The organism is Amycolatopsis sp. NPDC102522 (assembly GCF_055584485.1).
In genome coordinates this window covers 168,691-190,626 of sequence record NZ_JBVJLY010000007.1, presented here as the reverse complement: position 1 = coordinate 190,626, position 21,936 = coordinate 168,691, and the positions used below count along the sequence as shown (strand labels likewise).

The 21,936-nt window shown below is 69.3% G+C and carries 24 protein-coding genes; 16 read left to right on the top strand and 8 right to left on the bottom strand.

Annotation, left to right across the window (positions count from 1 at the left end):
* The first annotated feature begins 22 nt into the window (after window positions 1-22).
* Genes ACZ6YV_RS19265 through ACZ6YV_RS19245 form a run of 5 tightly spaced genes read left to right on the top strand, consistent with a single transcriptional unit; the run spans window position 23 to window position 3,925 of the window.
* Entirely contained in the window at window positions 23-463 is a 441-nt protein-coding gene (locus ACZ6YV_RS19265; RefSeq protein WP_465510881.1) for an SRPBCC family protein, read from the top strand.
* Between the two features lie 14 nt (window positions 464-477).
* Window positions 478-1,620: an ArsA family ATPase gene (locus tag ACZ6YV_RS19260; RefSeq protein WP_465510880.1), complete on the top strand. Its 1,143-nt coding sequence runs from the start codon at window positions 478-480 to the stop codon at window positions 1,618-1,620.
* Window positions 1,617-2,081, top strand: a complete 465-nt coding sequence (locus ACZ6YV_RS19255) for a hypothetical protein (protein ID WP_465510879.1) — start codon at window positions 1,617-1,619, stop codon at window positions 2,079-2,081. The genes ACZ6YV_RS19260 and ACZ6YV_RS19255 overlap by 4 nt, the downstream gene beginning before the upstream one ends.
* A gap of 16 nt (window positions 2,082-2,097) precedes the next feature.
* On the top strand, window positions 2,098-3,057 hold the full coding sequence (locus ACZ6YV_RS19250) for an ROK family protein (protein ID WP_465511027.1): 960 nt from the start codon (window positions 2,098-2,100) through the stop codon (window positions 3,055-3,057).
* Window positions 3,058-3,061: 4 nt separating this feature from the next.
* Window positions 3,062-3,925: an NUDIX domain-containing protein gene (locus ACZ6YV_RS19245; protein WP_465510878.1), complete on the top strand. Its 864-nt coding sequence runs from the start codon at window positions 3,062-3,064 to the stop codon at window positions 3,923-3,925.
* Here ACZ6YV_RS19245 and ACZ6YV_RS19240 read toward each other — a convergent pair.
* Genes ACZ6YV_RS19240 through ACZ6YV_RS19230 form a run of 3 tightly spaced genes read right to left on the bottom strand, consistent with a single transcriptional unit; the run spans window position 3,922 to window position 6,370 of the window.
* The gene (locus tag ACZ6YV_RS19240; protein ID WP_465510877.1) at window positions 3,922-5,064 is read right to left on the bottom strand and encodes a glutamate--cysteine ligase; all 1,143 of its coding nucleotides are present in this window, start codon (window positions 5,062-5,064) and stop codon (window positions 3,922-3,924) included. The two genes, ACZ6YV_RS19245 and ACZ6YV_RS19240, sit on opposite strands and share 4 nt — an antisense overlap.
* A 20-nt stretch (window positions 5,065-5,084) precedes the next feature.
* Window positions 5,085-5,603: a hypothetical protein gene (locus ACZ6YV_RS19235; RefSeq protein ID WP_465510876.1), complete on the bottom strand. Its 519-nt coding sequence runs from the start codon at window positions 5,601-5,603 to the stop codon at window positions 5,085-5,087.
* Window positions 5,600-6,370 carry an alpha/beta hydrolase gene (locus tag ACZ6YV_RS19230; RefSeq protein WP_465510875.1) on the bottom strand — a complete coding sequence of 257 codons (771 nt, stop codon included), beginning with the start codon at window positions 6,368-6,370 and terminating at the stop codon, window positions 5,600-5,602. Before ACZ6YV_RS19230 ends, ACZ6YV_RS19235 begins: the two co-directional genes overlap by 4 nt.
* Window positions 6,371-6,584: 214 nt before the next feature.
* Between ACZ6YV_RS19230 and ACZ6YV_RS19225 the strand changes: the two genes are divergently transcribed.
* A complete protein-coding gene (locus tag ACZ6YV_RS19225) occupies window positions 6,585-7,346 on the top strand; it encodes a lysophospholipid acyltransferase family protein (protein WP_076154653.1) in 762 nt (253 codons plus the stop codon).
* A gap of 20 nt (window positions 7,347-7,366) precedes the next feature.
* Window positions 7,367-7,852, top strand: coding sequence for a polyadenylate-specific 3'-exoribonuclease AS (locus tag ACZ6YV_RS19220; protein WP_093938026.1), 486 nt, complete (start codon window positions 7,367-7,369; stop codon window positions 7,850-7,852).
* 256 nt (window positions 7,853-8,108) lie between these two features.
* On the opposite strand, the gene ACZ6YV_RS19215 is transcribed toward ACZ6YV_RS19220, so the two are convergent.
* Window positions 8,109-9,185, bottom strand: coding sequence for a 3-deoxy-7-phosphoheptulonate synthase (locus ACZ6YV_RS19215; protein WP_465510874.1), 1,077 nt, complete (start codon window positions 9,183-9,185; stop codon window positions 8,109-8,111).
* A 286-nt stretch (window positions 9,186-9,471) separates the two neighbouring features.
* Between ACZ6YV_RS19215 and ACZ6YV_RS19210 the strand changes: the two genes are divergently transcribed.
* Window positions 9,472-10,497, top strand: a complete 1,026-nt coding sequence (locus ACZ6YV_RS19210; RefSeq protein WP_378240521.1) for a 6-phosphofructokinase — start codon at window positions 9,472-9,474, stop codon at window positions 10,495-10,497.
* A gap of 133 nt (window positions 10,498-10,630) precedes the next feature.
* Window positions 10,631-12,148: an amidohydrolase family protein gene (locus ACZ6YV_RS19205; protein ID WP_465510873.1), complete on the top strand. Its 1,518-nt coding sequence runs from the start codon at window positions 10,631-10,633 to the stop codon at window positions 12,146-12,148.
* Here ACZ6YV_RS19205 and ACZ6YV_RS19200 read toward each other — a convergent pair whose 3' ends face one another.
* The 3 genes from ACZ6YV_RS19200 to ACZ6YV_RS19190 form a co-directional block, all read right to left on the bottom strand.
* On the bottom strand, window positions 12,149-12,586 hold the full coding sequence (locus ACZ6YV_RS19200; RefSeq protein WP_465510872.1) for a VOC family protein: 438 nt from the start codon (window positions 12,584-12,586) through the stop codon (window positions 12,149-12,151). It lies immediately after the preceding gene.
* A 113-nt stretch (window positions 12,587-12,699) separates the two neighbouring features.
* Entirely contained in the window at window positions 12,700-14,142 is a 1,443-nt protein-coding gene (locus ACZ6YV_RS19195; protein WP_465510871.1) for an aromatic amino acid ammonia-lyase, read from the bottom strand.
* Window positions 14,143-14,180: 38 nt separating this feature from the next.
* On the bottom strand, window positions 14,181-14,651 hold the full coding sequence (locus ACZ6YV_RS19190) for a group II truncated hemoglobin (protein WP_465510870.1): 471 nt from the start codon (window positions 14,649-14,651) through the stop codon (window positions 14,181-14,183).
* 104 nt (window positions 14,652-14,755) lie between these two features.
* Between ACZ6YV_RS19190 and ACZ6YV_RS19185 the strand changes: the two genes are divergently transcribed.
* Window positions 14,756-15,091 (top strand): winged helix-turn-helix transcriptional regulator, encoded by a 336-nt coding sequence (locus tag ACZ6YV_RS19185; protein WP_465510869.1) that lies wholly within the window; start codon window positions 14,756-14,758, stop codon window positions 15,089-15,091.
* 8 nt (window positions 15,092-15,099) lie between these two features.
* Here ACZ6YV_RS19185 and ACZ6YV_RS19180 read toward each other — a convergent pair whose 3' ends face one another.
* Window positions 15,100-15,411 carry an ArsR/SmtB family transcription factor gene (locus ACZ6YV_RS19180; RefSeq protein WP_465510868.1) on the bottom strand — a complete coding sequence of 104 codons (312 nt, stop codon included), beginning with the start codon at window positions 15,409-15,411 and terminating at the stop codon, window positions 15,100-15,102.
* Between the two features lie 164 nt (window positions 15,412-15,575).
* Between ACZ6YV_RS19180 and ACZ6YV_RS19175 the strand changes: the two genes are divergently transcribed.
* The 6 genes from ACZ6YV_RS19175 (at window position 15,576) to ACZ6YV_RS19150 (ending at window position 21,771) form a co-directional block, all read left to right on the top strand.
* Entirely contained in the window at window positions 15,576-16,796 is a 1,221-nt protein-coding gene (locus tag ACZ6YV_RS19175) for a glycoside hydrolase family 18 protein (RefSeq protein WP_465510867.1), read from the top strand.
* Window positions 16,797-16,891: 95 nt separating this feature from the next.
* A complete protein-coding gene (locus tag ACZ6YV_RS19170) occupies window positions 16,892-17,557 on the top strand; it encodes a DUF2461 domain-containing protein (RefSeq protein WP_465510866.1) in 666 nt (221 codons plus the stop codon).
* 109 nt (window positions 17,558-17,666) lie between these two features.
* Entirely contained in the window at window positions 17,667-19,091 is a 1,425-nt protein-coding gene (pyk, locus tag ACZ6YV_RS19165; protein WP_465510865.1) for a pyruvate kinase, read from the top strand.
* Window positions 19,092-19,262: 171 nt separating this feature from the next.
* Window positions 19,263-20,162, top strand: a complete 900-nt coding sequence (locus tag ACZ6YV_RS19160) for an acyl-CoA thioesterase (protein WP_465510864.1) — start codon at window positions 19,263-19,265, stop codon at window positions 20,160-20,162.
* A 460-nt stretch (window positions 20,163-20,622) separates the two neighbouring features.
* On the top strand, window positions 20,623-21,501 hold the full coding sequence (locus ACZ6YV_RS19155) for a helix-turn-helix domain-containing protein (RefSeq protein ID WP_465510863.1): 879 nt from the start codon (window positions 20,623-20,625) through the stop codon (window positions 21,499-21,501).
* Between the two features lie 60 nt (window positions 21,502-21,561).
* On the top strand, window positions 21,562-21,771 hold the full coding sequence (locus ACZ6YV_RS19150; RefSeq protein WP_465510862.1) for a DUF397 domain-containing protein: 210 nt from the start codon (window positions 21,562-21,564) through the stop codon (window positions 21,769-21,771).
* The last annotated feature ends 165 nt before the right edge of the window (window positions 21,772-21,936 follow it).

Below are 21,936 nucleotides of genomic sequence, written 5' to 3'. Positions count from 1 at the left end.
GGGCCCGGCTAGAGTTCGGGGCATGGCCGAGCAGTCCACGCAATCCATCGAGGTCGACGCCGAGCCCGAGCGGGTCATGGCCGTCATCGCCGACTTTCCCGCGTACCCGGAATGGGCCAAGGCCGTCCGGGAGACCGAGGTACTCGGCGAGGACGGTGACGGCCGCGCCAAGCAGGTGAAACTCACCCTCGACGCCGGACCGATCAAGGACGTCTACACCCTCGAATACGACTGGGACGCCGATGGCCAAGGGGTCAGCTGGCACCTGGTCAAGGGGCAGATGCAGAAGGCCCAGAACGGCCGTTACGCCCTCGAAGCGCTGGCCGCCGGCCGCACCAAGGTGACGTATACGCTGTCCGTCGAGCTGGCGCTGCCGATGATCGGGCTGCTGCGCCGCAAGGCCGAGAAGATGGTCATGGACACCGCGCTCAAGGAGCTCAAAAAGCGCGCTGAAGCATCCTGAGTCGAAGGGTAGGCATGCGGATCCTGCTGTTCACCGGCAAGGGGGGTGTCGGCAAGACCACGCTGGCCGCGGCGACCGCCGCGGCACTGGCCGGGCGGGGCAGGAAGACGCTCGTCGTCTCGACCGACCCGGCGCATTCGCTCGGTGACGCCTTCGGCCGCGCGCTCGGCGCCGAACCGTCCGAAGTAGACACTCTTCTGCACGCCGCCCAGATCGACACCCGCGGCCTCGTCGACAGCACCTGGCGCGACCTCCGGCGGGAACTGCAGACGGCGCTCGCGGGAGCGGGCCTCGACTCGCTCGACGCCGAAGAACTCACCGTGGTGCCCGGCGTCGACGAACTCCTCGCCCTCACCGAGGTCCAGCGCCTCGCCGAGCACGGTCCCTGGGAGACGGTCGTCGTCGACTGCGGGCCGACCGCGGAAACCCTGCGCCTGCTGGCTTTGCCCGAAGCCGTCTCGGGCTACCTTTCGAGGGTCTTCAAACCGGGCGCCCGGCGGACGGCGGCCGCGGTACGGCGGCTCGGCGCGCATCTGGAGTCGCTGCGCACGCTGCTGACCGATCCGGCCACCACCACCGTGCGGCTCGTGCTGACCCCGGAACGCGTCGTCGTGGCGGAAGCCCGCCGCACACTCAGTTCCCTGGCCCTGCGCGGAATCGGAGTCGACGGCCTGATCGTCAACCGGCTGATGCCCGCGCCCGGGTTCTGGCGCGGCGCCGCGGCCTCGTGGATGCGGACCAGGCGCACGCAGCAGAACGCCGTCATGACCGAACTCGCCGGCGCGGGCTTCGGGCCCGGACAGGTGAAGCCCGTCGAGCACCGTGCCGTCGAGCCGGTGGGCCTCGAGGCGTTGCAGGAAATCGCGTACGAGTTGTACCAAGGGCTGGATCCCTTGGCGGGAAACGAAAAAGGTGTCACCCCGCTCTTGCAGGTGTCCGAATCGGACGAGGGCTACCGGCTGCGGATCGCGGTGCCGTTGCACCGTGCTTCCGAAGTGGACCTGGCCAGAGTGGACGATGATCTCGCCGTCACCGTGGACGGTTTCCGGCGGCTGATCGCGCTGCCGGAGATGTTGCGCCCGTGCCGGATCACCGGTGCGGAATCCGACGCGCACGGCCTGGTCGTGAGCCTGGCCGGGAACCGGGGACCCGGGTGAGCGAGAACAGCGAACACACGGCGGCGGACGGCCTCAAACTGGCCGAAGAGATCCGGCTGCTGGTCGAACTGGTCGTGGAGCACGCCGCGCCGTGGCTGGAGAGCCTGATCTCCGCCGGGCACGGCTGTACTGGACACGACGCCGAACACGACGATTCCGGACATGACGGTGCCGGACACGGCACCATTGGCGGCTGGTGCCCGCTCTGCGCGATCGTCGAGGTCTTCCGCGGGGAGCGGCCCGAGTTCGTGGCACGCCTGATGGAGCAGGCCGCGCAGCTCGTCGCGCTGCTGCGGGCGGTGCTCGCCGATCGCTGGGAACCCGAGGGCGGGGTCCACATGCCGGGCTTCCAGCCTGCGCGGAAGGAGCCCGCGCGGGAAGATGCGCCGGTGGGAGCTTCGCGGGTCCAGCACATCACGGTGACCAGGCGCGACGCTTGGCAGCCGGACCAGGAGAACTGAGTTGCTGACGGTAGGGGTGGACGTCGGGGGCACGAGTGTGCGCGCCGGCGTGGTGGACGAGCACGGCTCGCTGATGGACACCGCCAGGGTCGGTACCCCTGGCGAAGAGGACGCGCTCGAAGACGCCATCGCCGGCGTCATCGAAGACCTCCGCAACCGGCACGACGTCTCCGGCGTCGGCCTCGCCGTCGCCGGGTTCGTCGCCAAGGACCGGCGGACGGTCATGTTCGCGCCGCATCTGTCGTGGCGTGCCGCGCCGGTCGCCGAACGGATCGAAAAGCGCGTCGGCCTCCCGGTCACCCTCGAACACGACGCCAACGCCGCCGCCGTCGGCGAGTTCCGGTTCGGCGCCGCGCGAGGCGCCCACGTCGCCGCGCTGATCGCGCTCGGCACCGGGATCGGCGCGGGCCTGCTGCTCGACGGCAAGATCTACCGGGGCGCGCACGGCGTCGCGCCGGAACTCGGGCACCTGACCGTCGTCCCCGGCGGGCGGGCCTGCCCGTGCGGGAAGTACGGCTGCTGGGAGCGCTACTGCAGCGGGACGGCGCTGGCCGCGACGGCCGTGGAGCTGCTCGCGCGGCATCCCGGCCGCTCGACCGTGCTGGCGCGCGAGACCAGGGGCGACCCCGGTTCGGTGACCGGGCGCCGGGTCGCAGGTGCCGCCCGCGACGGCGACCCGATCGCCCAGCGCGCGATGACCGAGCTGGCGAAGTGGCTGGCCGAGGGGCTGGCGCTGGTCGCCGACGTCTTCGACCCCGAGATCATCGTGATCGGCGGCGGGGTGTCCGAATCGGCCCCGCTGTTCCTCGACGAGGCGCGCGAGCACTACGCGGGCAAGATCACCGGCGCCGGGCACCGGCCGCTGGCCCGGATCCGCACCGCGCACCACGGGGACGACACCGCCATCGTCGGCGCCGCGGCACTCGCCGTCGACGCGGCGAAGGCTCCCGGCGCCGAGGTCGGTGTGACAGGCTGAAGCCGTGACCCGGCAAGACGGCAACGGCTTCGTGAAGTGCGACTTCGGGCATCTTCACTGGGGCCTGAACGGCGCCGCCGGGTTGCTGCTGTCCGATCCCGCACGCGGGGTGCTCCTGCAGCGGCGGGCCTGGTGGGTCCACCATGGACGCACCTGGGCGCTGCCCGGGGGCGCCGTCGAGGCGGGGGAGAGCGCGCGGGAGGCCGCCACCCGTGAGGCGCACGAGGAGGCCGACATCCCGCCCGCGCGGGTCCGCCCGCTGTCGGCGTCGCACGTCGACCACGGGAACTGGCGCTACACCACGATCCTGGCCGCGCCGATCGGCACGCTTTCGGCCAGGGTGAAGAGCGCGGAGAGCGCGGAACTGCGCTGGGTCGACGCGGGCGAGGTCGCGGACTTCCGGTTACACCGGGACTTCGCGGTGGCCTGGCCGGGATTGAGGGAACACTTGGATCGCAGGCTGGTACTGGTGGTCGACGGCGCGAACGTCGTCGGATCGCGGCCGGACGGCTGGTGGCGCGATCGGCGCGGCGCCGCGGAACGGTTGCGGGACAAGCTCGCGACCCTGGCCGGGACCGGGTTCGCCGATGCGGCGCTCCCCGGTGGCGGGGAGTGGTCGTGGTGGCCGAAGGTCGTGCTGGTCGTCGAGGGCAAGGCGCGGGGTGTCGCGGGTGTGCCCGGCGTCGAGGTCGTCGAGGCGGAGGGTGAAGGCGACGACAAGATCGTCGCGGTGGCGCGCGAGGCCCGTATCGAAGGACCGGACGACCACGTCGTCGTGGTGACGGCCGATCGCGAACTGCGGTCCCGTGTCGAAGCCCTGGGCGCTTCGACCTTCGGCCCGGGCACCCTCCTCGGGCACCTCGGCTAGGCGCGCGGGATCGTCCCTTCCCGCATCTCCGCGATGAGCGAAGCGACGACGGCGCGAAGGCTGCCGTTGTACTGCTTCGCCACCGCGCGTTGACGCAGGTAGCTGGGCCCGTAGCGCAGGATCGTCTCGACCGACCGCAGCTCGTCGGCGCAGTCCAGGCGCCGGGCCACCGGTTCGAGCCGGTTCAGCAGGTCGTAGGTGTCTTCGGTGACGAGCCGCTCGTTGCCCGCCGCGTCGAGGATGACGATCGCGTCGACGCCGTAGCGCGCCGCCCGCCACTTGTTCTCCTGGACGTGCCACGGCGGCAGCGTCGGCAGGATCTCGCCGTCGTCGAGGCGGGCGCTGAAGTCGTCGACCAGGCACTGGGTCAGCGCGGAGATCGCGCCGACCTCCTCCAGCGTCGGCAGCCCGTCGCAGACGCGCATCTCGATCGTCCCGAAATGCGGGGCGGGCCGGACGTCCCAGCGGATCTCGGAGAAGTGGTCGATCACGCCCGTGGTGAACATGTCGTCGACGTAGCTCTCCAGCTCCTCCCATTTCCGGAACTGGAACGGCAGCCCGGCCGTCGGCAGCTGCTGGAACATCAGCGCGCGGTTCGACGCGTACCCGGTGTCCTCGGCGCCCCAGTACGGCGAAGACGCCGAAAGCGCCTGCAGATGCGGCGCGTAGTTGAGCAGCGCGTCCAGGATCGGCAGGGCCTTGTCGCGGTGGTCGAGGCCGACGTGGACGTGGACGCCGTAGATCAGCATCTGCCGCCCCCACCACTGGGTCCGGTCGATGAGCTTGGCGTACCGCTCCTTGTCGGTGACCTTCTGCTGGTACCACGTCGAGAACGGATGCGACCCGGCCGAGAACAGCTCCACGCCCAGCGGGTCGAGGACCGAGTGCACGGCGTCGAGCGAAGTGTCGAGATCGGCCTTGACCTCGGCGATCGTGTCGCAGATCCCGCTGATCACCTCGATGGTGTTGAGCAGCAGCTCCTGTTTGATCTTCGGGTGCTCCTCCTCACCGTCGGGACGGACGGCGTCGAGCACCTCTTCCGCGACGGACGAGAGTTCACCGGTCCGCCGGTCGACGAGGGCGAGTTCCCATTCCGCGCCGACCGTCGACCGGCGCGAGGGAGTGAAGTCGATCTTCATGTTCGGGATTGTCCGGTAGTTCAGACCTGCGCGCCGTTGTGCGGATCCGCACCGGGCGGCGGCCCCTGGCGCACCCGCAGCAGGAGCAGGGCTATCGCGGTCGCGAGGGCGAGGATGCCGAGCGGCGTGCCGAGCCGGGTGCCCATGCCGATCAGGGTGGGCGCGATCAGGAGCAGCAGGCCGAGCAAGAAGAAGAGCAGGACGACGAACGCGCCCTTGCGCGGCCGCGGCAGGGGAGGCGGCTCGGGCGGCACGAAGTGGCCCTCGTCGTCTTCGGATCCGGGGTCGCCGTCGAAGAGGGTCTTGTCCCAGCTGGTGCCGCCGCCTCGCCAGCCCGGTTCGGGTTCGGCGTCCGGTGTCTCGGGCCGGGAAGTCTTCTCCGACGGCTTCTCCGCTTTCTCGGCCTTTTCCACGGACTTCCCGGCGGGTTTCTCCAGGTCCTCTTCGGGGAACAGCCCGACGCCCTCCGCACGGAGGTCGGCCACGATCTCGGCGAACGTCGCGTCGACGTCCTCCGGTCCGTCCTTGCCTCTGCTCATCCGGCGTCCACCTGTCCCGCCCGGCGCACGGACCGGGCGAAGTCCACCGTACGCGTGAAGATCAGGCCTGCGTCGTGGTCTTGCGTGGCGACGTGGAAACTGTTCTCCAGCACCACCTCGGTGACGTCTTCGCTGCCGATCCCGTCGAGGATCACCCGGGAGTTGACCGGTTCCACGATGTGGTCGACGGCCGAGTGGAGCAGCAGCACGGGCTGGGTCACCTTGGCCAGATCCGCGCGGGTGAGCTTCCACAGTTTCGCCAGGCTCGCCGCGGCGCGCACGGGCGTCCGTGAGTAGGCCAGCTCGGTCACGCCCGGCTTCGCGATGTCGTTGGCGACGCCCGGCACCGAGGGCAGGACCTTCGACAGCACGGGCAGCAGCTTGGCGTCCCACCGCAGTGTCAGGACCGACGGGTTCACCAGCACGATCCCGGCGATCCGGTCACCGAACTCCTCGGCGAGCCGCAGCGTCAGCGTCCCGCCCATCGACATCCCGGCGACGAACACCGAGTCGCACGTCGACAGGAGCGCCAGCAGCTCTTCGCGGACCGTGCCGTACCAGTCCTCCCAGCCTGTCCGGTTCATGTCCTGCCACCGGGTCCCGTGCCCGGGGAGCAACGGGCAACGCACCGTGTAGCCGGCCTCGGCCAGATGGTCGCCCCACGGCCGCATACTCGCGGGGGTGCCGGTGAACCCGTGGCACAGCAGGAAACCTGCTTCGGTCGAACCGGTGTGAGCGAACGGTTCCGCGCCGGCGAGGACGGCCATGCGATCGCCTTCCGTGAGAGCTGGGTAGGTCTACTATGTTCGCACGACCGGAGCGGCTTGTGGGCCCCCGGCCGTCGCCGGAATCCGGCCGGATCGGGTGTGAGATCCGTCGCTGGGTGCGGGTAACCGGGTGGACTTCGTTGTGCCGGGGGTGCGCGATTCGTAGTCTTGACCATCGGGCACAGGGGTTGAGCTGCTAGGAGGAGTTTTCGCAGTGCTGTACTGGCTCATGAAACACGTGTTTATCGGGCCACTGCTCAAGGCGCTGTGGCCTACCAAGGTGGTCGGCGCGGAGAACATCCCCGACGACGGCGGCGTGATCCTCGCGGGCAACCACCTGGCGGTGGCCGATTCCTTCTTCATGCCGCTGCGGGTCAAGCGCAAGGTGACCTTCCCGGCCAAGTCGGAGTATTTCACCGAGAAGGGCCTCAAGGGCCTGCTGAAGAAGTGGTTCTTCACCGGCGTCGGCCAGTTCCCGATCGACCGCTCCGGCGGCAACGCGGCGCAGGCCGCGCTCGACACCGCGACCCGCCTGGTCCGCGAAGGGCATCTGCTCGGCATCTACCCCGAGGGCACCCGCTCCCCGGACGGCCGCCTGTACAAGGGCAAGACCGGTGTCGCGCGGATCGCGCTCGACTCCGGCGGCCTGGTGGTCCCGGTGGCCATGGTCGGCACCGACAAGGTGAACCCGATCGGCTCGAAGATGTGGTGGCCGCGCCGCCTCGAGATCCGGTTCGGCAAGCCGCTCGACTTCTCGCGCTACGAGGGCCTCGCCGGCGACCGCTTCATCGAGCGGTCCATCACCGACGAGATCATGTACGCGCTCATGGAGCTCTCGGGCCAGGAGTACGTCGACATCTACGCCGCCAAGGCGAAGGAACTGCTCGCCGCCGAAGAGGCGGGAATCCGCCCGAAGGTGCCCGCGCAGCCGTCCGCCCAGGACGTCGCCCGTATCCCGGACACCAAGGTCGGCTGAGGCACCACTAGGGTTCTCCGGTGCGCTTTTTCTACGACACCGAATTCATTGAGGACGGCGTGACCATCGATCTGGTGTCGATCGGTGTCGTGGACGAAAGAGGCCGCGAGTTCTACGCGGTCTCGACAGATTTCGACCCCGGTAAGGCCGGTCCCTGGGTGCGCGACAACGTGCTCCCGAAACTCCCGTCGCCCGCCGACCCGGCGTGGCGCAGCCGCGAGAAGATCCGCACGGATCTGCTCGAGTTCTTCGGCAAGCCGCCCGGCGGGATCGAACTGTGGGCCTGGTTCGCCGCCTACGACCACGTCGCGCTGGCGCAGCTGTGGGGGCCGATGCCCGCGCTGCCGCGCCAGCTGCCGCGGTTCACGCGTGACCTGCGGCAACGCTGGGAGGACGCGGGCAAGCCGAAGCTTCCCGCGGCCCCGGACGACCAGCACGACGCGCTGGCGGACGCGCGGCACAACTTCCAGCGGTGGGGAATCATCGAGTCCTATTGGCACCGGTAGGCGACTCCTCCTCGACGGTTCGTCCTCTAAAAGCGGAAGTACGTGAAGGACCCCTTCATTGCGCCTAGCGCAATGAAGGGGTCCTTCACGTACTTGGGGGAGGGGCCTTCACGCGCTGTCGCCGGGATCCGTGGGGTTGCTGAGGCTGGAGGTGCTGGTCCGGGCGAGTGAGGGGAACTTGAGGGACCCTGGGTCCCCCAAGGAGTCCTTCACAGACTTGCAAACCAGGCCCAGCGTTCATGACACCCGCCACGGCTCACCGCCGTGAGTTGACCGCCTCGGCGAGGGTGTCCAGCAGTTCCGCCGTCGTCTCCCACCCCAGGCAGGCGTCCGTGATCGACTGCCCGTAGGTCAGCGAAGCCGCCGAGCCCAGCGTCAGGTCCTGGCGCCCCGCCACCAGGAAGCTCTCCAGCATCAGCCCCGCGATGCCCCGCTCACCGGCACCGATCCGCCCGGCGAGTTCCCGCACGACCGAAGCCTGGCGCACGTGGTCCTTCGCGCTGTTGCCGTGGCTCGCGTCGATGATCACGCGCTCCGGCAGCCCCGACTTCGCCAGCCGCGCCAGGGTGTCGGCCACCGTCGCGGGGTCGTAGTTCGGACCGGCGGAGCTGCCGCGCAGGATCACGTGGCAGTCCTCGTTCCCCGCGGTGGTGATCAGCGCGGCGAGCCCGTCGGGGTTGATGCCGGCGAACACGTGGCTCGCGCCGGCCGCGCGGGTGGCGTCGACGGCCACCTGGACGTCGCCCTCGGTCGAGTTCTTGATCCCCACCGGCATCGACAGCGCGCTGCACAGCTGCCGGTGCACCTGGCTCGCCGCGGTCCGCGCGCCGATGGAACCCCAGGTCACGGTGTCGGAGATGAACTGCGGGGTGATCGGGTCGAGGAATTCGCAGCCGACCGGGAGGCCGAGCGCGGAGATGTCGAGCAGCAGTTTGCGCGCCATCCGGAGGCCGTGGTTGACCTCGTACGTGCCATCGAGGCCGGGGTCGTTGATCAGGCCCTTCCAGCCGAGCGTGGTCCGCGGCTTCTCGAAGTAGACGCGCATGACGATGTGCAGGTCGCGGCGGTGTTCTTCGGCCTTGGCGGCGAGGCGGCGGGCGTAGTCGAGCGCGGCGTCCGCGTCGTGCACCGAGCAGGGCCCGACGACGACGAGGAGCCGGTCGTCCCGGCCGTCGAGGATGTCGACGGCCGAGGCCCGCCCGGCTAGGACGGTATCGGCGGTTTCCGCCGTCATCGGATGTTCGTGCCGCAGCATCGCGGGCGACAGCAGCGGGTTGATGGCCGCCGTGCGGTGCCCGTCGAGGGCGATCAGGGTGTCAGCGGAGGGAGACATCGCGGGTCTGGTTCCTTTCGAAAGGGATACCGACCCGCGGGAACTCGCCGAGCCGGTGTGATTCCGGCTCGGGGTGGTCTGGTCAGCGCAGGTTCACGCCGCCGTGCCCACCCGGGGCCGGCTTCGTAAACCAGAAATAGCGCTGCACGACGCCAAGCTAGCACATCGCCTCACGTGTACCGATTCCCGAGGTGGTCCGCCCTGCACCGATCCAGAGAACTGCCGCTACGCTGGCGTCGGGACATGTGACTGTCATCTCTACGGAACACAAAGACGGAGGCTTCTGATGCGTGTCGGTGTGCTGACCGGCGGTGGGGACTGCCCGGGGCTCAACGCGGTGATCCGCGGTGTGGTGCGCAAGGGCATCGAGGTGCACGGCTGGGACATCGTCGGGTTCCGCAACGGCTGGAACGGTCCCCTCACCGGGGACAGCCGCCCGCTCGGGCTGAACGACGTCGAGGACATCCTCACCCGCGGTGGCACGATCCTGCGTTCGTCGCGGACCAACCCGTACAAGGTCGACGGCGGCGTCGACAAGATCAAGGCCGTGCTCGCCGAGCAGCAGGTCGACGCGCTGATCGCGATCGGCGGCGAGGACACCCTCGGTGTCGCGAAGCGGCTCACGGACGACGGCATCGGCGTCGTCGGGGTGCCCAAGACGATCGACAACGACCTCGGGGCCACCGACTACACCTTCGGCTTCGACACGGCCGTCTCGATCGCCACCGAGGCGATCGACAGGCTGCACACCACGGCCGAGTCGCACCACCGTGCCCTGGTCGTCGAGGTCATGGGACGGCACGCGGGCTGGATCGCGCTGCACTCCGGCCTCGCCGGCGGCGCGAGCGTGATCCTGGTGCCGGAGCGGCACTTCAACGTCGACCAGGTCGTTTCGTGGGTCGAGCGCCGCTTCGAGAAGGAGTACGCGCCGATCATCGTGGTCGCCGAGGGCGCGCTGCCCGAGGGCGGCGAGGAGAGGCTGCTGACCGGCGAGAAGGACGCCTTCGGGCACGTCCGGCTCGGTGGCATCGGCACCTGGCTGGCCGACGAGATCGCCGCCCGCACCGGCAAGGAGTCCCGTGCGGTCGTGCTCGGGCACGTCCAGCGCGGCGGCACCCCGACCGCGTACGACCGCGTGCTCGCCACCCGGTTCGGTCTCAACGCGGTGGACGCCGTGGCCGACGGCGACTTCGGCGTGATGGTGGCGTTGCGGGGCACGGACATCGTCCGCGTCAAGCTCTCCGAAGCGACCGCCGAACTGAAGACCGTCCCGGCTGAGCGGTACGAAGAGGCCGAGGTCTTCTTCGGCTGAGCCGCGTTTCAGGAGAAGGCCCCTTACTTTGTGCTGAGCTCGGGTAAGGGGCCTTCGCTTTCCTTGCGGCCCCGCCCTCGCGGCGAGTTGAATCGGCCACCCGGGGGATCTGGGTGGAAGGGTGGGGGTTCTCATGGCGGGAGCGGGATCCAGCAGGCGCGAGTTCCTGAGATGGCTGGCCGCGAGCGGGACCGGGGTGGCGCTCGCCGGGCTGCTGCCCGGTACGGCCGCCGCGGCCACGGGTGAGATCGTCGTCATCGCCCATGTCACGCTGATCGACGGCACGGGTTCGGCGCCGCGGCGCGACGTGTCGGTCGTGCTCGTCGGCGACAGGATCGCCTGGGTCGGCGGCTCCGGTCAGGTCCCGGAAACCGGGGGCGCGCGGGTGATCGACGGCCGCGGCAAGTACCTCATCCCGGGCCTCTGGGACATGCACACCCACGGCGCGGACCTCGAAGAGATCGTCCCGCCGCTGCACCTGGCCCACGGTGTCACGGGCGCCCGCGAGATGTGGGGCTACGCGGAGAACCGCGTGACCAGGGACAAGATCGAGCGCGGTGAACTGCTCGGACCGCGCATCGTGCTGGGGAGCGGGATCGTCGACGGGCCGGTCACGCTCCTGAGCCCGCCGCCGCTCCAGGTGTCGACCGAAGCAGAGGCGCGCGCCGTCGTCCGCGCGGAGGCGGAAGCGGGCGCCGAATTCGTCAAGGTCTACTCGTACCTCGGTCCCGAGGCGCTGCGCGCGGTCGCGGACGAGACCCGTGACCGGGGGCTGCGGTTCTCCGGGCACTGGCCGTACAAGGTTTCCCACTTCGAGGCGAGCGACCTCGGCCAGCACAGTTTCGAGCACTTCTTCGGCGTCTCGGTCCATTGCTCCTCGCGGCGCGACGAGATCCTCGCCCGGCTGAAGGCGACGCCCTACGACCCCGCGGCACCGCGAACCTTCTTCAACCTGGCGCGGCAACTGGAGTTCGAGTCGGTGACCACGTACAGCCCCGGCGCCGCGCGGGCCTACTTCGGCAGGCTGCGGCGTAACGGCACCTGGCATTCACCGACCCTCACGATCAACCGGGTCGTCACACAGCCCGCCGAGACCCACAAGAAGGACGCGCGGCTGAAATACCTGCCCGCCGACATCCGGGAGAGCTGGGTCGTGGGCATCGAGCGGTTCGCGCCGAAGACGCCGGCGGAGATCGTCCTGCAAGAGCGGTACTACCAGGAGACGCTGCGGTTGGTCGGGGTCGCGCACGAAGCGGGTGTCGGGATCGTCGGCGGCACCGACTGCCTCAACCCGTACACCTTCCCCGGCAGCGGGCTGCACGAGGAGCTCGCCTTCCTGGTCGAGGCCGGGCTCTCGCCGGTGCACGCGCTGAAGACCGTCACGGGCGACGCGGCGAAGTTCCTCGGCAGGGAAGCGACGTCGGGCACGATCGCGGCGGGGAAGGAGGCGGACCTCGTGCTGCTGGACGCGAACCCGGCCGCCGACATCCGCAACGTCGCGAAGATCGACCTGGTGATCACCCGCGGCCGCGTCCTCGACAAGACGGCGCGACGCCGGATGCTCGACGCCGTCGAGACCGCCGCGAACCGGCCCGCCCCGGCGACGGACGCCCGGCTCCGGTCCCTCGCCCGCCGGGGTTGCTGTTGCTGATCAGCCGAGCTTCTCGGCGAGTTCGATGATGATCCCGTCGGGGCCGCGGAGGTAGCAGAGCCGGAAGCTGTCCTCGAAGTTCACGACCTCGCCGACTAGTTCGGCGCCGTGCGGCCGCACGCGGTCGAGGACGGCCTCGACGTCGTCGACCTGGAAGGCGAGGTGGCGCAGGCCCAGGGTGTTGGCCGGAGCGTGCGAGTCGCCGGCGTGAGCTTCGGGCGCGAGGTACTGGATGAGTTCGAGGCATCCTTGACCACCGGGGACGCGGACCATCGCGACCTCCGACTTGGCCTTGTCGACCGCGGTGATGCGGTCCGCCAGTTCGTTCTCCATCGTCATCCGGCCCTCCAGTTCGAGACCGAAGTCGACGAAGAACGCGATGGCGGCCGTGAGGTCGCTGACGATGACGCCGACGTGGTCCATCCGCTGGATGCTCATGCTGATCTCCTCGCTGTGGGTGCTTCCGGCCCAGGGACGAAGCCGCGTCGCCGTTCTCGACATCCTTCCCGCGTTTCGTCCTCTGGACGCGGTAGTTGCCCGCATCCAGAGGACTAAATGCGGGCGAGGGTGTCCAGGAGCGACCCGGCGCGCGCGATGTCCTCGGTGAGCGGCCGGTCCTCGACGCTCGGGTCGAGCACGGCCGCGGCGGTCTCGTAGGCGTCCCGCGCGGGCAGGGCGACGAGTTCGGCCTTCCGCATCCGCAGGGCCCGGACGGCCGCGACCAGCTCGCACGCCAGCACCTGCTGGTACGCCGCCCCCGCCGCGGTCGCCGCCCGCGCGGCCTGCGTGGAGAAGCTCGCGTGGTCCTCGATCCCGCGTGAGACGACGGCGGTGCCCAGCGTCGCCGGGAGCGCGGCCTGCCGCAGTTCGGTGAGCGCGTCGTGGGCGACGTACTCCAGGATCATCACGCCCGAACTGCCCGACGGCCCGGCCGCGAGGAACGGCCGCAGCCCGGTGAACTCCGGTTCCACCAGGTCGCCCAGCCGCGCCACCGACAGCTCGGCGACCTGGTGGACGGTCGCGCGCACCTGGTCGAGCGCGGTCGAGACGTACGCGGTGTGGAAATGCGCGTGGTGGTAGGCGTCCTGGTGCGCCGTCGAGATCATCGGGTTCTCGGTGCTGGCATTGATCTCCACCGCGAGCACGTCGCGCAGGTAGTGGATCGCGTCCAGCGCGGGCCCCTGCACCTGCGGGAACGCGCGGAGCCCGAACGGGTCCTGGATCCGCCTGCCGGGTTTGGGCGTGCCCTCCATCCCGAGCAGCCGCCGCATCTCCGCCGCGCAGGCGACCTGCCCGGCGTGCGGACGCGCCTCGTGCACCGGGGTCGCGTACGCCTCCGGGTTCCCGTCGAGCGCGATGTAGGTCAGCGCCGCGACGACGTGACTCGCCCGCGTCAGCGTGTCGAGCCGCATCGCAGCGAGAGTCGCTTCGGCCAGCGTCGCGGCGTTGCTGCTCATGAACGCGAGCGCGTCACCGGCCTGCACCGGCACCGGCGGCACCTCGCCCGAGAGCCAGGGCCGTTCCCCGGTGAGGGCGAGCGCGGTTTCGGCGAGCGGCGCGAGGTCGCCGGTGCCGATCGCGCCGAGCCGGTGCACCAGCGGCAGCGCCCCGGTCCGCACCGCGGTGGCCAGCGCCCCGATCAGCTCGGGGCTGAGCCCGGCGCGGCCCGCCAGCAGCTGGTTGAGCCGGATCAGCATCATCGCCCTGGTCTGGCCGGGCGACATGACGTCGCCGCTGCCGCCCGCGTGACTGCGCAGCAGCCGCAGGCCGTGATCGGGCGACTCGCCCTCGCCGACCGGGTCCTCCTTGTTGGCGCCGACGCCGGTGGTGCGGCCGTAGACGATCCGGCGCGTGCTCAGCTCCTCGGCGAGTTTCCACGCGCTTTCGGCGCCGCGCAGCGCGGCGATCGAAACGTCAATGCCCAGCGGTCCCTCGGTGGCCGCGGCGGTCACGACGTCCGCGCAGCGCAGGGTCCGGCCGTCCACCCGGATCACGGCGGCCTCCTTTCACGACCGCTCCACTATGGACGCCGTCAGTCGGACGGCGGCTGCCAGGGCGGCCGGTTGCCCCAGTCCCACTTCGGCATCGGCTCGGGAACGGTGACCTCGCGGCCGGGCTGGGAGAACATCACCGCGAGCCTGCTGCCCCATTCGACGTACGCGGCGAACGCGGAACGGAACTCGGGGTCGGCCGGGAGCCCGGCCTCGTCGGCGGCGTCGAAGAGCAGGTTCACCCAGCGGCGGCGCTGTTCTTCGGTGATGGCCCTGCCGAGGTGCCGCCCGACCATGTGCCGGTGCCCGCCGTGGTCGTGGCTGTAGGTCTCCGGGCCGCCGAACACCTCGGCGAGCCAGATCGCGACGTGTTCGGGGTGGCCGGGGTCCATGTCGCGGAAGACCGGCTCCAGCAACGGGTCCTTCAGGACGTGCCCGTAGAAGACGGCGGTCAGCCGCCGCAGGGCGTCCAGCCCGCCCGCCCATTCGTACAACGTCGGCGTCTCGGTCACGTAATGTCCTCCCAGCGCGGTGATTCCCCCGGTCAGGCAAGGCAACACCACCGCCCATCCGGCGGCAACCGCTTACTTTTCGGTGCGTGCCAACGGGAGTGGTGATGAAGCGGTACCGCTGCGCGGTCGAACTGGCCGTCGACGTCCTCGGCGGCAAGTGGAAGCCGGTGATCCTGTCGCATCTCAAGGAAGGGGTGCACCGGTACGGCGAACTGCGGCGCCGGATGCCGGACGTCAGCGAGAAGATGCTGACCCAGCACCTGCGCGAACTGGAGGCGGACGGCCTTGTGCTCCGCGAGAGCCTGGAAGGTCGGGTGCCGCACGTCGAGTACCGGCTCACCGAGGACGGCGAGCGGTTACGCCCCGCACTCGAAGCGCTCTACGACTGGGGGACGCGCCGCGCCGCCGACACCGGCATCACGTTCGAACCGGTGACCTGAGCCGGTACCTATTCACCAACTGGCTCGTCCAGGTGCCGTTCGAGTGCGTCGATCCGCCCCTCCCAGAACCGGCGGTACGGCGCGAGCCAGGCGTCGACCTCCGCGAGCGGCTCCGGGCGGAGCCGGTAGCAGCGGCGCTGAGCGGCGACCCGGACGGTGACCAGACCCGCCTCGCGTAGGACACGCAGGTGTTTCGATACGGCCGGTTGGCTCAGTTCGAGGACCTCGACCAGCTCGTTGACCGACCGTTCGCCGTCGCGGAGGAGGTCGAGGATGGTCCTCCGCCGCGGCTCGGCGAGGATCTCGAAAGTCTGCATCATCCGGGAAATGTGCCTCGTGCGGCATATTTCCGTCAAGGAATGTTCGAAAATGTCCATCCGAAAGTCTTGGTCTGAACCATTGACGGAGTGGTCTAGTCCACTTAGCTTGTGCGTGTCACGCCGCAGTCCTTTCGTCACCGGTGGTGACGTCGAAGGGAGAACGCATGTCCCGTTTGAGCAGGCTCACCGCGATCGTGGGTGCCGCGGCCGTCGCGCTGGGCGCGCTGGCCGTCGCCGCACCGTCGCAGCAGGCGGCCGCCGAGCCCGAAGCGCAGGACGCTTCGGTCGGCAAGGTTCTCGGTTACTTCGCCGAATGGGGCGTCTACCAGCGGAACTACCATGTGAAGAACATCGAGACGTCGGGTTCGGCGAGCAAGCTGACCCATATCAACTACTCGTTCGGCAACGTGACGAACGGTGGCTGCGCCCTCGGTGACGCCGAAGCGGCGACCAGCAAGTTCTACGACGCCGCCGGCAGTGTCGACGGCGTCGCCGACAGCTGGGACAACGGCGCGCTGCGCGGGAACTTCAACCAGCTGAAGAAGCTCAAGGCCAAGCACCCGAACCTCAAGGTGCTGTGGTCCTTCGGCGGCTGGACCTGGTCCGGCGGCTTCGGCGAGGCGGCGAAGAACCCCGCCAAGTTCGCCGAGTCCTGCTACAACCTGGTCAACGACCCGCGCTGGGCCGGGGTCTTCGACGGCATCGACATCGACTGGGAGTACCCGAACGCCTGCGGCCTCTCCTGTGACACCAGCGGCGCGGCCGCGATCAAGAACCTCGCGCAGGCTTTGCGGGAGAAGTTCGGCTCGAAGCTGGTCACCGCCGCGATCACCGCGGACGGCACCGACGGCGGCAAGATCGACGCCGCGGACTACGGCGGCGCGTCGCAGTACTTCGACTGGTACAACGTCATGACCTACGACTACTTCGGTGCCTGGGCCGCGCAGGGCCCGACGGCCCCGCATTCGCCGCTGAACGACTACGCGGGCATCCCGACCGCCGGTTTCCACTCCGACGGGGCGATCCAGAAGCTGAAGAGCAAGGGTGTCGCGGCGGACAAGCTGCTGCTGGGTATCGGTTTCTACGGTCGCGGCTGGACCGGCGTCACCCAGGAGGCCCCGGGCGGCACCGCGACCGGTCCGGCGGCGGGCACCGAGCCGGGCATCCAGGACTACAAGGTCCTGAAGACCACTTGCCCGCCCACGGGCACCGTCGCGGGCACCGCCTACGCCAAGTGCGGCAGCGACTGGTGGAGCTACGACACCCCGGCGACCATCGGCGGGAAGGTCACCTACGCCAAGAACCAGGGTCTCGGCGGCGCCTTCTTCTGGGAGCTCTCCGGTGACACGGCCGACGGCGAGCTGATCACCGCTCTGGCCAAGTAACTCCTCTGCATGTACATGAAGGCCCCCTTCCTTGCGCCTAGGTACAGGAAGGGGGCCTTCATGTACATGTCGGTGGTGAGGATTACGGTCACCGCATGGGTTTCGAGGGTTTCGGCGAGTACGCCATCGACTTCTACGACGGTCTCGAGGCCGACAACTCCAAGTCCTACTGGGACGCGAACCTCGCCACCTACAAGGCCGACGTCCGGGCGCCGATGGAGGCGCTGCTCGCGGAGCTGGTCCCGGAGTTCGGCGACGGTTTCGGCGAGGGCAAGGTCTTCCGCCCGTACCGCGACGTCCGGTTCGCCAAGGACAAGACGCCGTACAAGACCCATTGCGGCGCGGTGATCGAGCAAGGCCGCGGCGGCGGCGCGTACTACGTCGAGGTCGGCCCGGCCGGGTTGCGCGTCGGCGGCGGCTGCTTCCACTTCGAGTCCGATCAGCTCGCCCGCTTCCGCAAGGCCGTCGACACCGAACTGCGCGGCGCCGAGCTCGCCAAGCTCCTCGCGAAGCTGGAGAAAGCGGGCTGGGAGATCAACGGGGACAGGCTCAAGTCGAAGCCGCGCGGGTTCGCCGAGGACCACCCCCGCATCGACCTGCTGAGGTATCGCTCGGTGTACGCGGTCCGTGGTTGGGAGCCGGACGACGTCCTGCACGAACGTGGCGCGCTCGACAGGGTGCGGAAGGCGTGGCGGCAGGTCCGCGCGTTCAACGAGTGGGCGCGGGACCGTGTCGGGCCGAGCGAGAAGCCGCGCCGATAACCGGCGAAACCGGTTCGGTGGTTGCCGTCGCCCAGGTCAACTGACACTTTTCTTGAACTTTCGGTATCGGTAAAGACGTAACACCGTTGAGGGACTACGCTGTGCGAACGTGAGCCGACGCGCGAAGATCGTTTGTACCCTGGGCCCCGCGACCGCTACGCCGGAGAAGATGCGGCAACTCGTCGACGCCGGGATGGACGTCGCGAGGATGAACTTCAGCCACGGGACGCACAGCGACCACAAGCAGGTCTACGACCTCATCCGTACCGCCGCCGCCGAATCCGGCCGCGCGGTGGGCATCCTCGCCGACCTTCAGGGGCCGAAGATCCGTCTCGGCACCTTCGCGGGCGGTCCGGTCGAGTGGCACAACGGCGACATCGTGCGCATCACCGTCGAGGACGTCGCGGGCACGCACGACCGCGTCTCGACCACCTACAAGGGACTCGCCGACGACGCGAAGCCCGGCGACCGTCTCCTGGTGGACGACGGCAAGGTCGGCCTCGTGGTCAAGCAGGTCGAGGGCCCCGACGTCGTCTGCGAGGTCACCGAAGGCGGCCCCGTCAGCAACAACAAGGGTGTTTCCCTGCCGGGTATGGACGTCTCCGTGCCCGCGATGTCCGAAAAGGACATCGAAGACCTCGAGTTCGCGCTCGAACTGGGCGTGGACTTCATCGCGCTGTCGTTCGTCCGCTCGCCCGCCGACATCGACCTGGTCCACCAGGTGATGGACCGCGTGGGCAAGGGCCGCCTTCCGGTGGTCGCGAAGATCGAGAAGCCCGAAGCGGTCTACAACCTCGAAGCCATCGTGCTGGCCTTCGACGCGGTGATGATCGCTCGTGGTGACCTGGGCGTGGAACTCCCGCTGGAGCAGGTCCCGCTGGTGCAGAAGCGCACCATCCAGATCGCCCGCGAGAACGCGAAGCCGGTCATCGTCGCGACGCAGATGCTCGAGTCGATGATCAACAGCTCCCGCCCGACGCGCGCGGAGGCCTCGGACGTCGCCAACGCGGTGCTCGACGGCGCGGACGCCCTCATGCTCTCGGGCGAGACCAGTGTCGGCCGCTACGCCATCGAAGTCGTCCAGACCATGGGCCGGATCATCGAGGCCGTCGAGACCGACTCCCCGGTCGTGCCGCCGCTGTCGCACGTCCCGCGCACTAAGCGTGGCGTGATCTCCTATGCGGCCCGCGACATCGGCGAGCGGCTGAACGCCAAGGCGCTGGTCGCCTTCACCCAGTCCGGTGACACCGTCCGGCGGCTCGCGCGGCTGCACACGCGGCTGCCGCTGCTGGCGTTCACCCCGGAGGAGAGCGTCCGCAGCCAGCTCGCGATGACCTGGGGCACCACGACGCGGATCGTGCCGAAGGTGGGCTCGACCGACCAGATGATCCAGCAGGTCGACCACGCGATGCTCGAAATGGGCAAGTACGCCAAGGGTGACCTGGTGGTCATCGTCGCCGGCTCCCCGCCCGGGACCGTCGGCTCGACCAACCTCATCCGGGTGCACCGCCTCGGCGAGGACGACCACGCCTGACGTCGGTCACCTCGCGCTGCCCTCGCGGCTGTGCGATGAAGGGGACTTTCATCGCAAAATTTGCGATGAAAGTCCCCTTCATTGCGTCCGAGACGTCCCGAAGGTGGCCTTCGCGACAAACGCCCCGCCTCGCGCAGGCTTCCGGCACCCTTACGGCCTAAAGTTCAGGGCATGACTGAGATGGCCAGGGAAGCCGCGGCCGGTTTCGACAACGCCGGGGGAGTGGGCGGTCAGCCGGTGCTCGACAGGCTGGTCGCGCTGCTGGACTTGGAGAAGATCGAGGAGAACATCTTCCGCGGCGTCTCGCCGGCGCATTCGCCGGTGCGGGTGTTCGGCGGGCAGGTCGCGGGGCAGGCGCTGGTCGCCGCCGGCCGCACCGTGCCCGAGGAGCGGAGGGTCCACTCGCTGCACGCGTACTTCATCCGCGGCGGCGACCCGAGTGTCCCGATCGTCTACGAGGTCGATCGCATCCGCGACGGCCGCTCGTTCACCACCCGCCGCGTCGTGGGCATCCAGCACGGCAAGGCGATCTTCTCCCTGTCCGCGTCGTTCCAGAAGGACGAAGGCGGCATCGAGCACTCCGAGGGCATGCCGGACGTCCCGGACCCCGAGTCGCTTCCGACGCTGCAGGAGCGGGCCGAGGGCTACTTCATCGGCCATCACGACCGGCCGCGCCCGATCGACCTGCGGTACGTCAACGATCCGCCGTGGGTGACCCGGAAGTCCGGTGAGCTCCCCGCCCGCAACCAGGTCTGGATGCGGGCCGACGGCAAGCTCCCGGACCAGCAGCTCCTGCACGTCTGCGTCCTGACCTACGCCTCCGACATGACGCTGCTGGACTCGGTCCTCGCGCGCCACGGCGTCTACTGGGATCTCGACAAGGTGATCGGCGCGAGCCTCGACCACGCGCTCTGGTTCCACCGCCCGTTCCGGGCCGACGAGTGGTTCCTCTACGACAGCGCGTCGCCGACGGCGTCGGGTGCCCGTGGTCTGGCCACCGGCCGGTTCTTCGCCGCGGATGGAACGCACATCGCCACCGTCGTGCAAGAAGGCCTTCTCCGGGTGGTGTGAACGGTGACGTTCCGCATCCGAGAAGCGTCTCGCCCACTCTTTAGAGGGAATGGCGAAACGCAATAACATCTGGGATCAGAGCATTACGGAATGGCCGGGAATAAAGGGAGGGCCGGAACCGATCGGGGGACGGCTCCGGCCCTGCACCGGGGGTGAATCCGGCTTCGACGGGTATCCTTGCGGAAGCCCATCGGTGCAGCTCGCGGCCCCGCGCCCGTGCCGCGAGCGGATCCGCCACCGCCGATGAAGGCGGGCGTACCGCGTTGCACAATGCTCAACCTACAACGGCAATCTGCAAATTGCAGGATGAAAATCCGGGCGTGCCGGAAAATGGTCGTGTGACCATCTCACCGAATGTGTCTCGGACTGGTTAGATGTGCTTCGTGCGGGGTTACTGAACACTGTTCTCCTCGCCGCGTCGTGATCGGTGTTGCTCGGAAAGCTCTGTGGAGGTGCCGTGATGACGAGGGGTCAGGGACCCACCGTGCGCCGCCGTCGGCTGGCGAGCGAATTGAGGCGCCTGCGCGAGGCGGCGGACCTCACCATCGACGAGGTGAGCGAGAAGCTCGAATGCTCGGCGTCGAAGGTCAGCCGCATCGAGACGGGGCACGTCGGCGTCACCCCGCGCGACGCGCGCGACATGCTCGAGCTGTACGGCATCACGGGCGACGAGCAGGAAGCGCTCGTCCAGCTGGCCAGGGAAGCCCGCAAACGTGGCTGGTGGCACGCGTATAACGAGGTGTTCACCGGCACTTTCGTCGGCCTGGAGGCGGACGCGAGTTCCCTGCGGGCGTTCCAGGCGCTGCTGGTACCGGGCCTGTTGCAGACCGAGCGGTACGCCAAGGCCGTGATCAGGGCGATGCGGCCCGACGCCGAAGACGCCGAGGTCAGGCGCAGGGTGGCGGCGCGGATGGCGCGGCAGGAGCTGCTGACCGATCCGTCGCCCCCGGAGTACTGGGCCGTGATGGACGAAGCGGTCCTGCACCGCACGGTCGACGGGGCCGAGGTGATGGCGGAGCAGCTGTACCGGATGGTCACGATGGCCGCGAGGGCGAACGTGACAGTCCAGATCGTGCCCTTCGGCGCGGGCGCCCATCCCGGGATGGAGGGCCCGTTCCTCATCATGGGCTTCCCCGAACTGGCCGACACCGACGTGGTCTACGTCGACAGCACCTCCAACGGGCTCTACCTGGAGGAACCCCCGGACGTCCGGCGATACGCGTTGATGTTCGACCATCTGCGTGCCGCCGCGTTGAAGCCGGACGACTCGGTCGCGGTGATCGCCGAGGCCGCCGGAAGGTTCGCCGAACAGGCGGCCCTGCCGGAGAAACCGAAGTAACGGGACTCAGGCGTCTTCGGAGCGCTCGAAGTCCCCGGAAACGAGTAAGGAGTGGGGAGCATGACGCCCAACGATGATCTTTCCCAGGCCCGGTGGTTCAAGAGCAGCCACAGCGGTGGCGGCAACGACTGCGTCGAGGTCGCCTTCACCGGTTCCGGTGCCGCCCTGAGGGACTCCAAGGACCCTGAGGGAGGTGCTTTCCGCCTCTCGCCGCACGCTTGGCGCGGGCTGCTCGGCGCCGTGCGCCCGGGCGGCCCGGCCCTCGGCTAGATCAGAAAACTCGACCCCTTACGCCCCCCGAGCAGGGGATGGGCCGGCGTAAGGGGTCGAATCACGTCCGGGTGTAGGTGATCACCCGATGCCGCAGGGCACCCCTCAGGACGAATCTCATCACTACCAACAAGGCAGTGAGTTCCTAAGGGGAAACAGTGATGA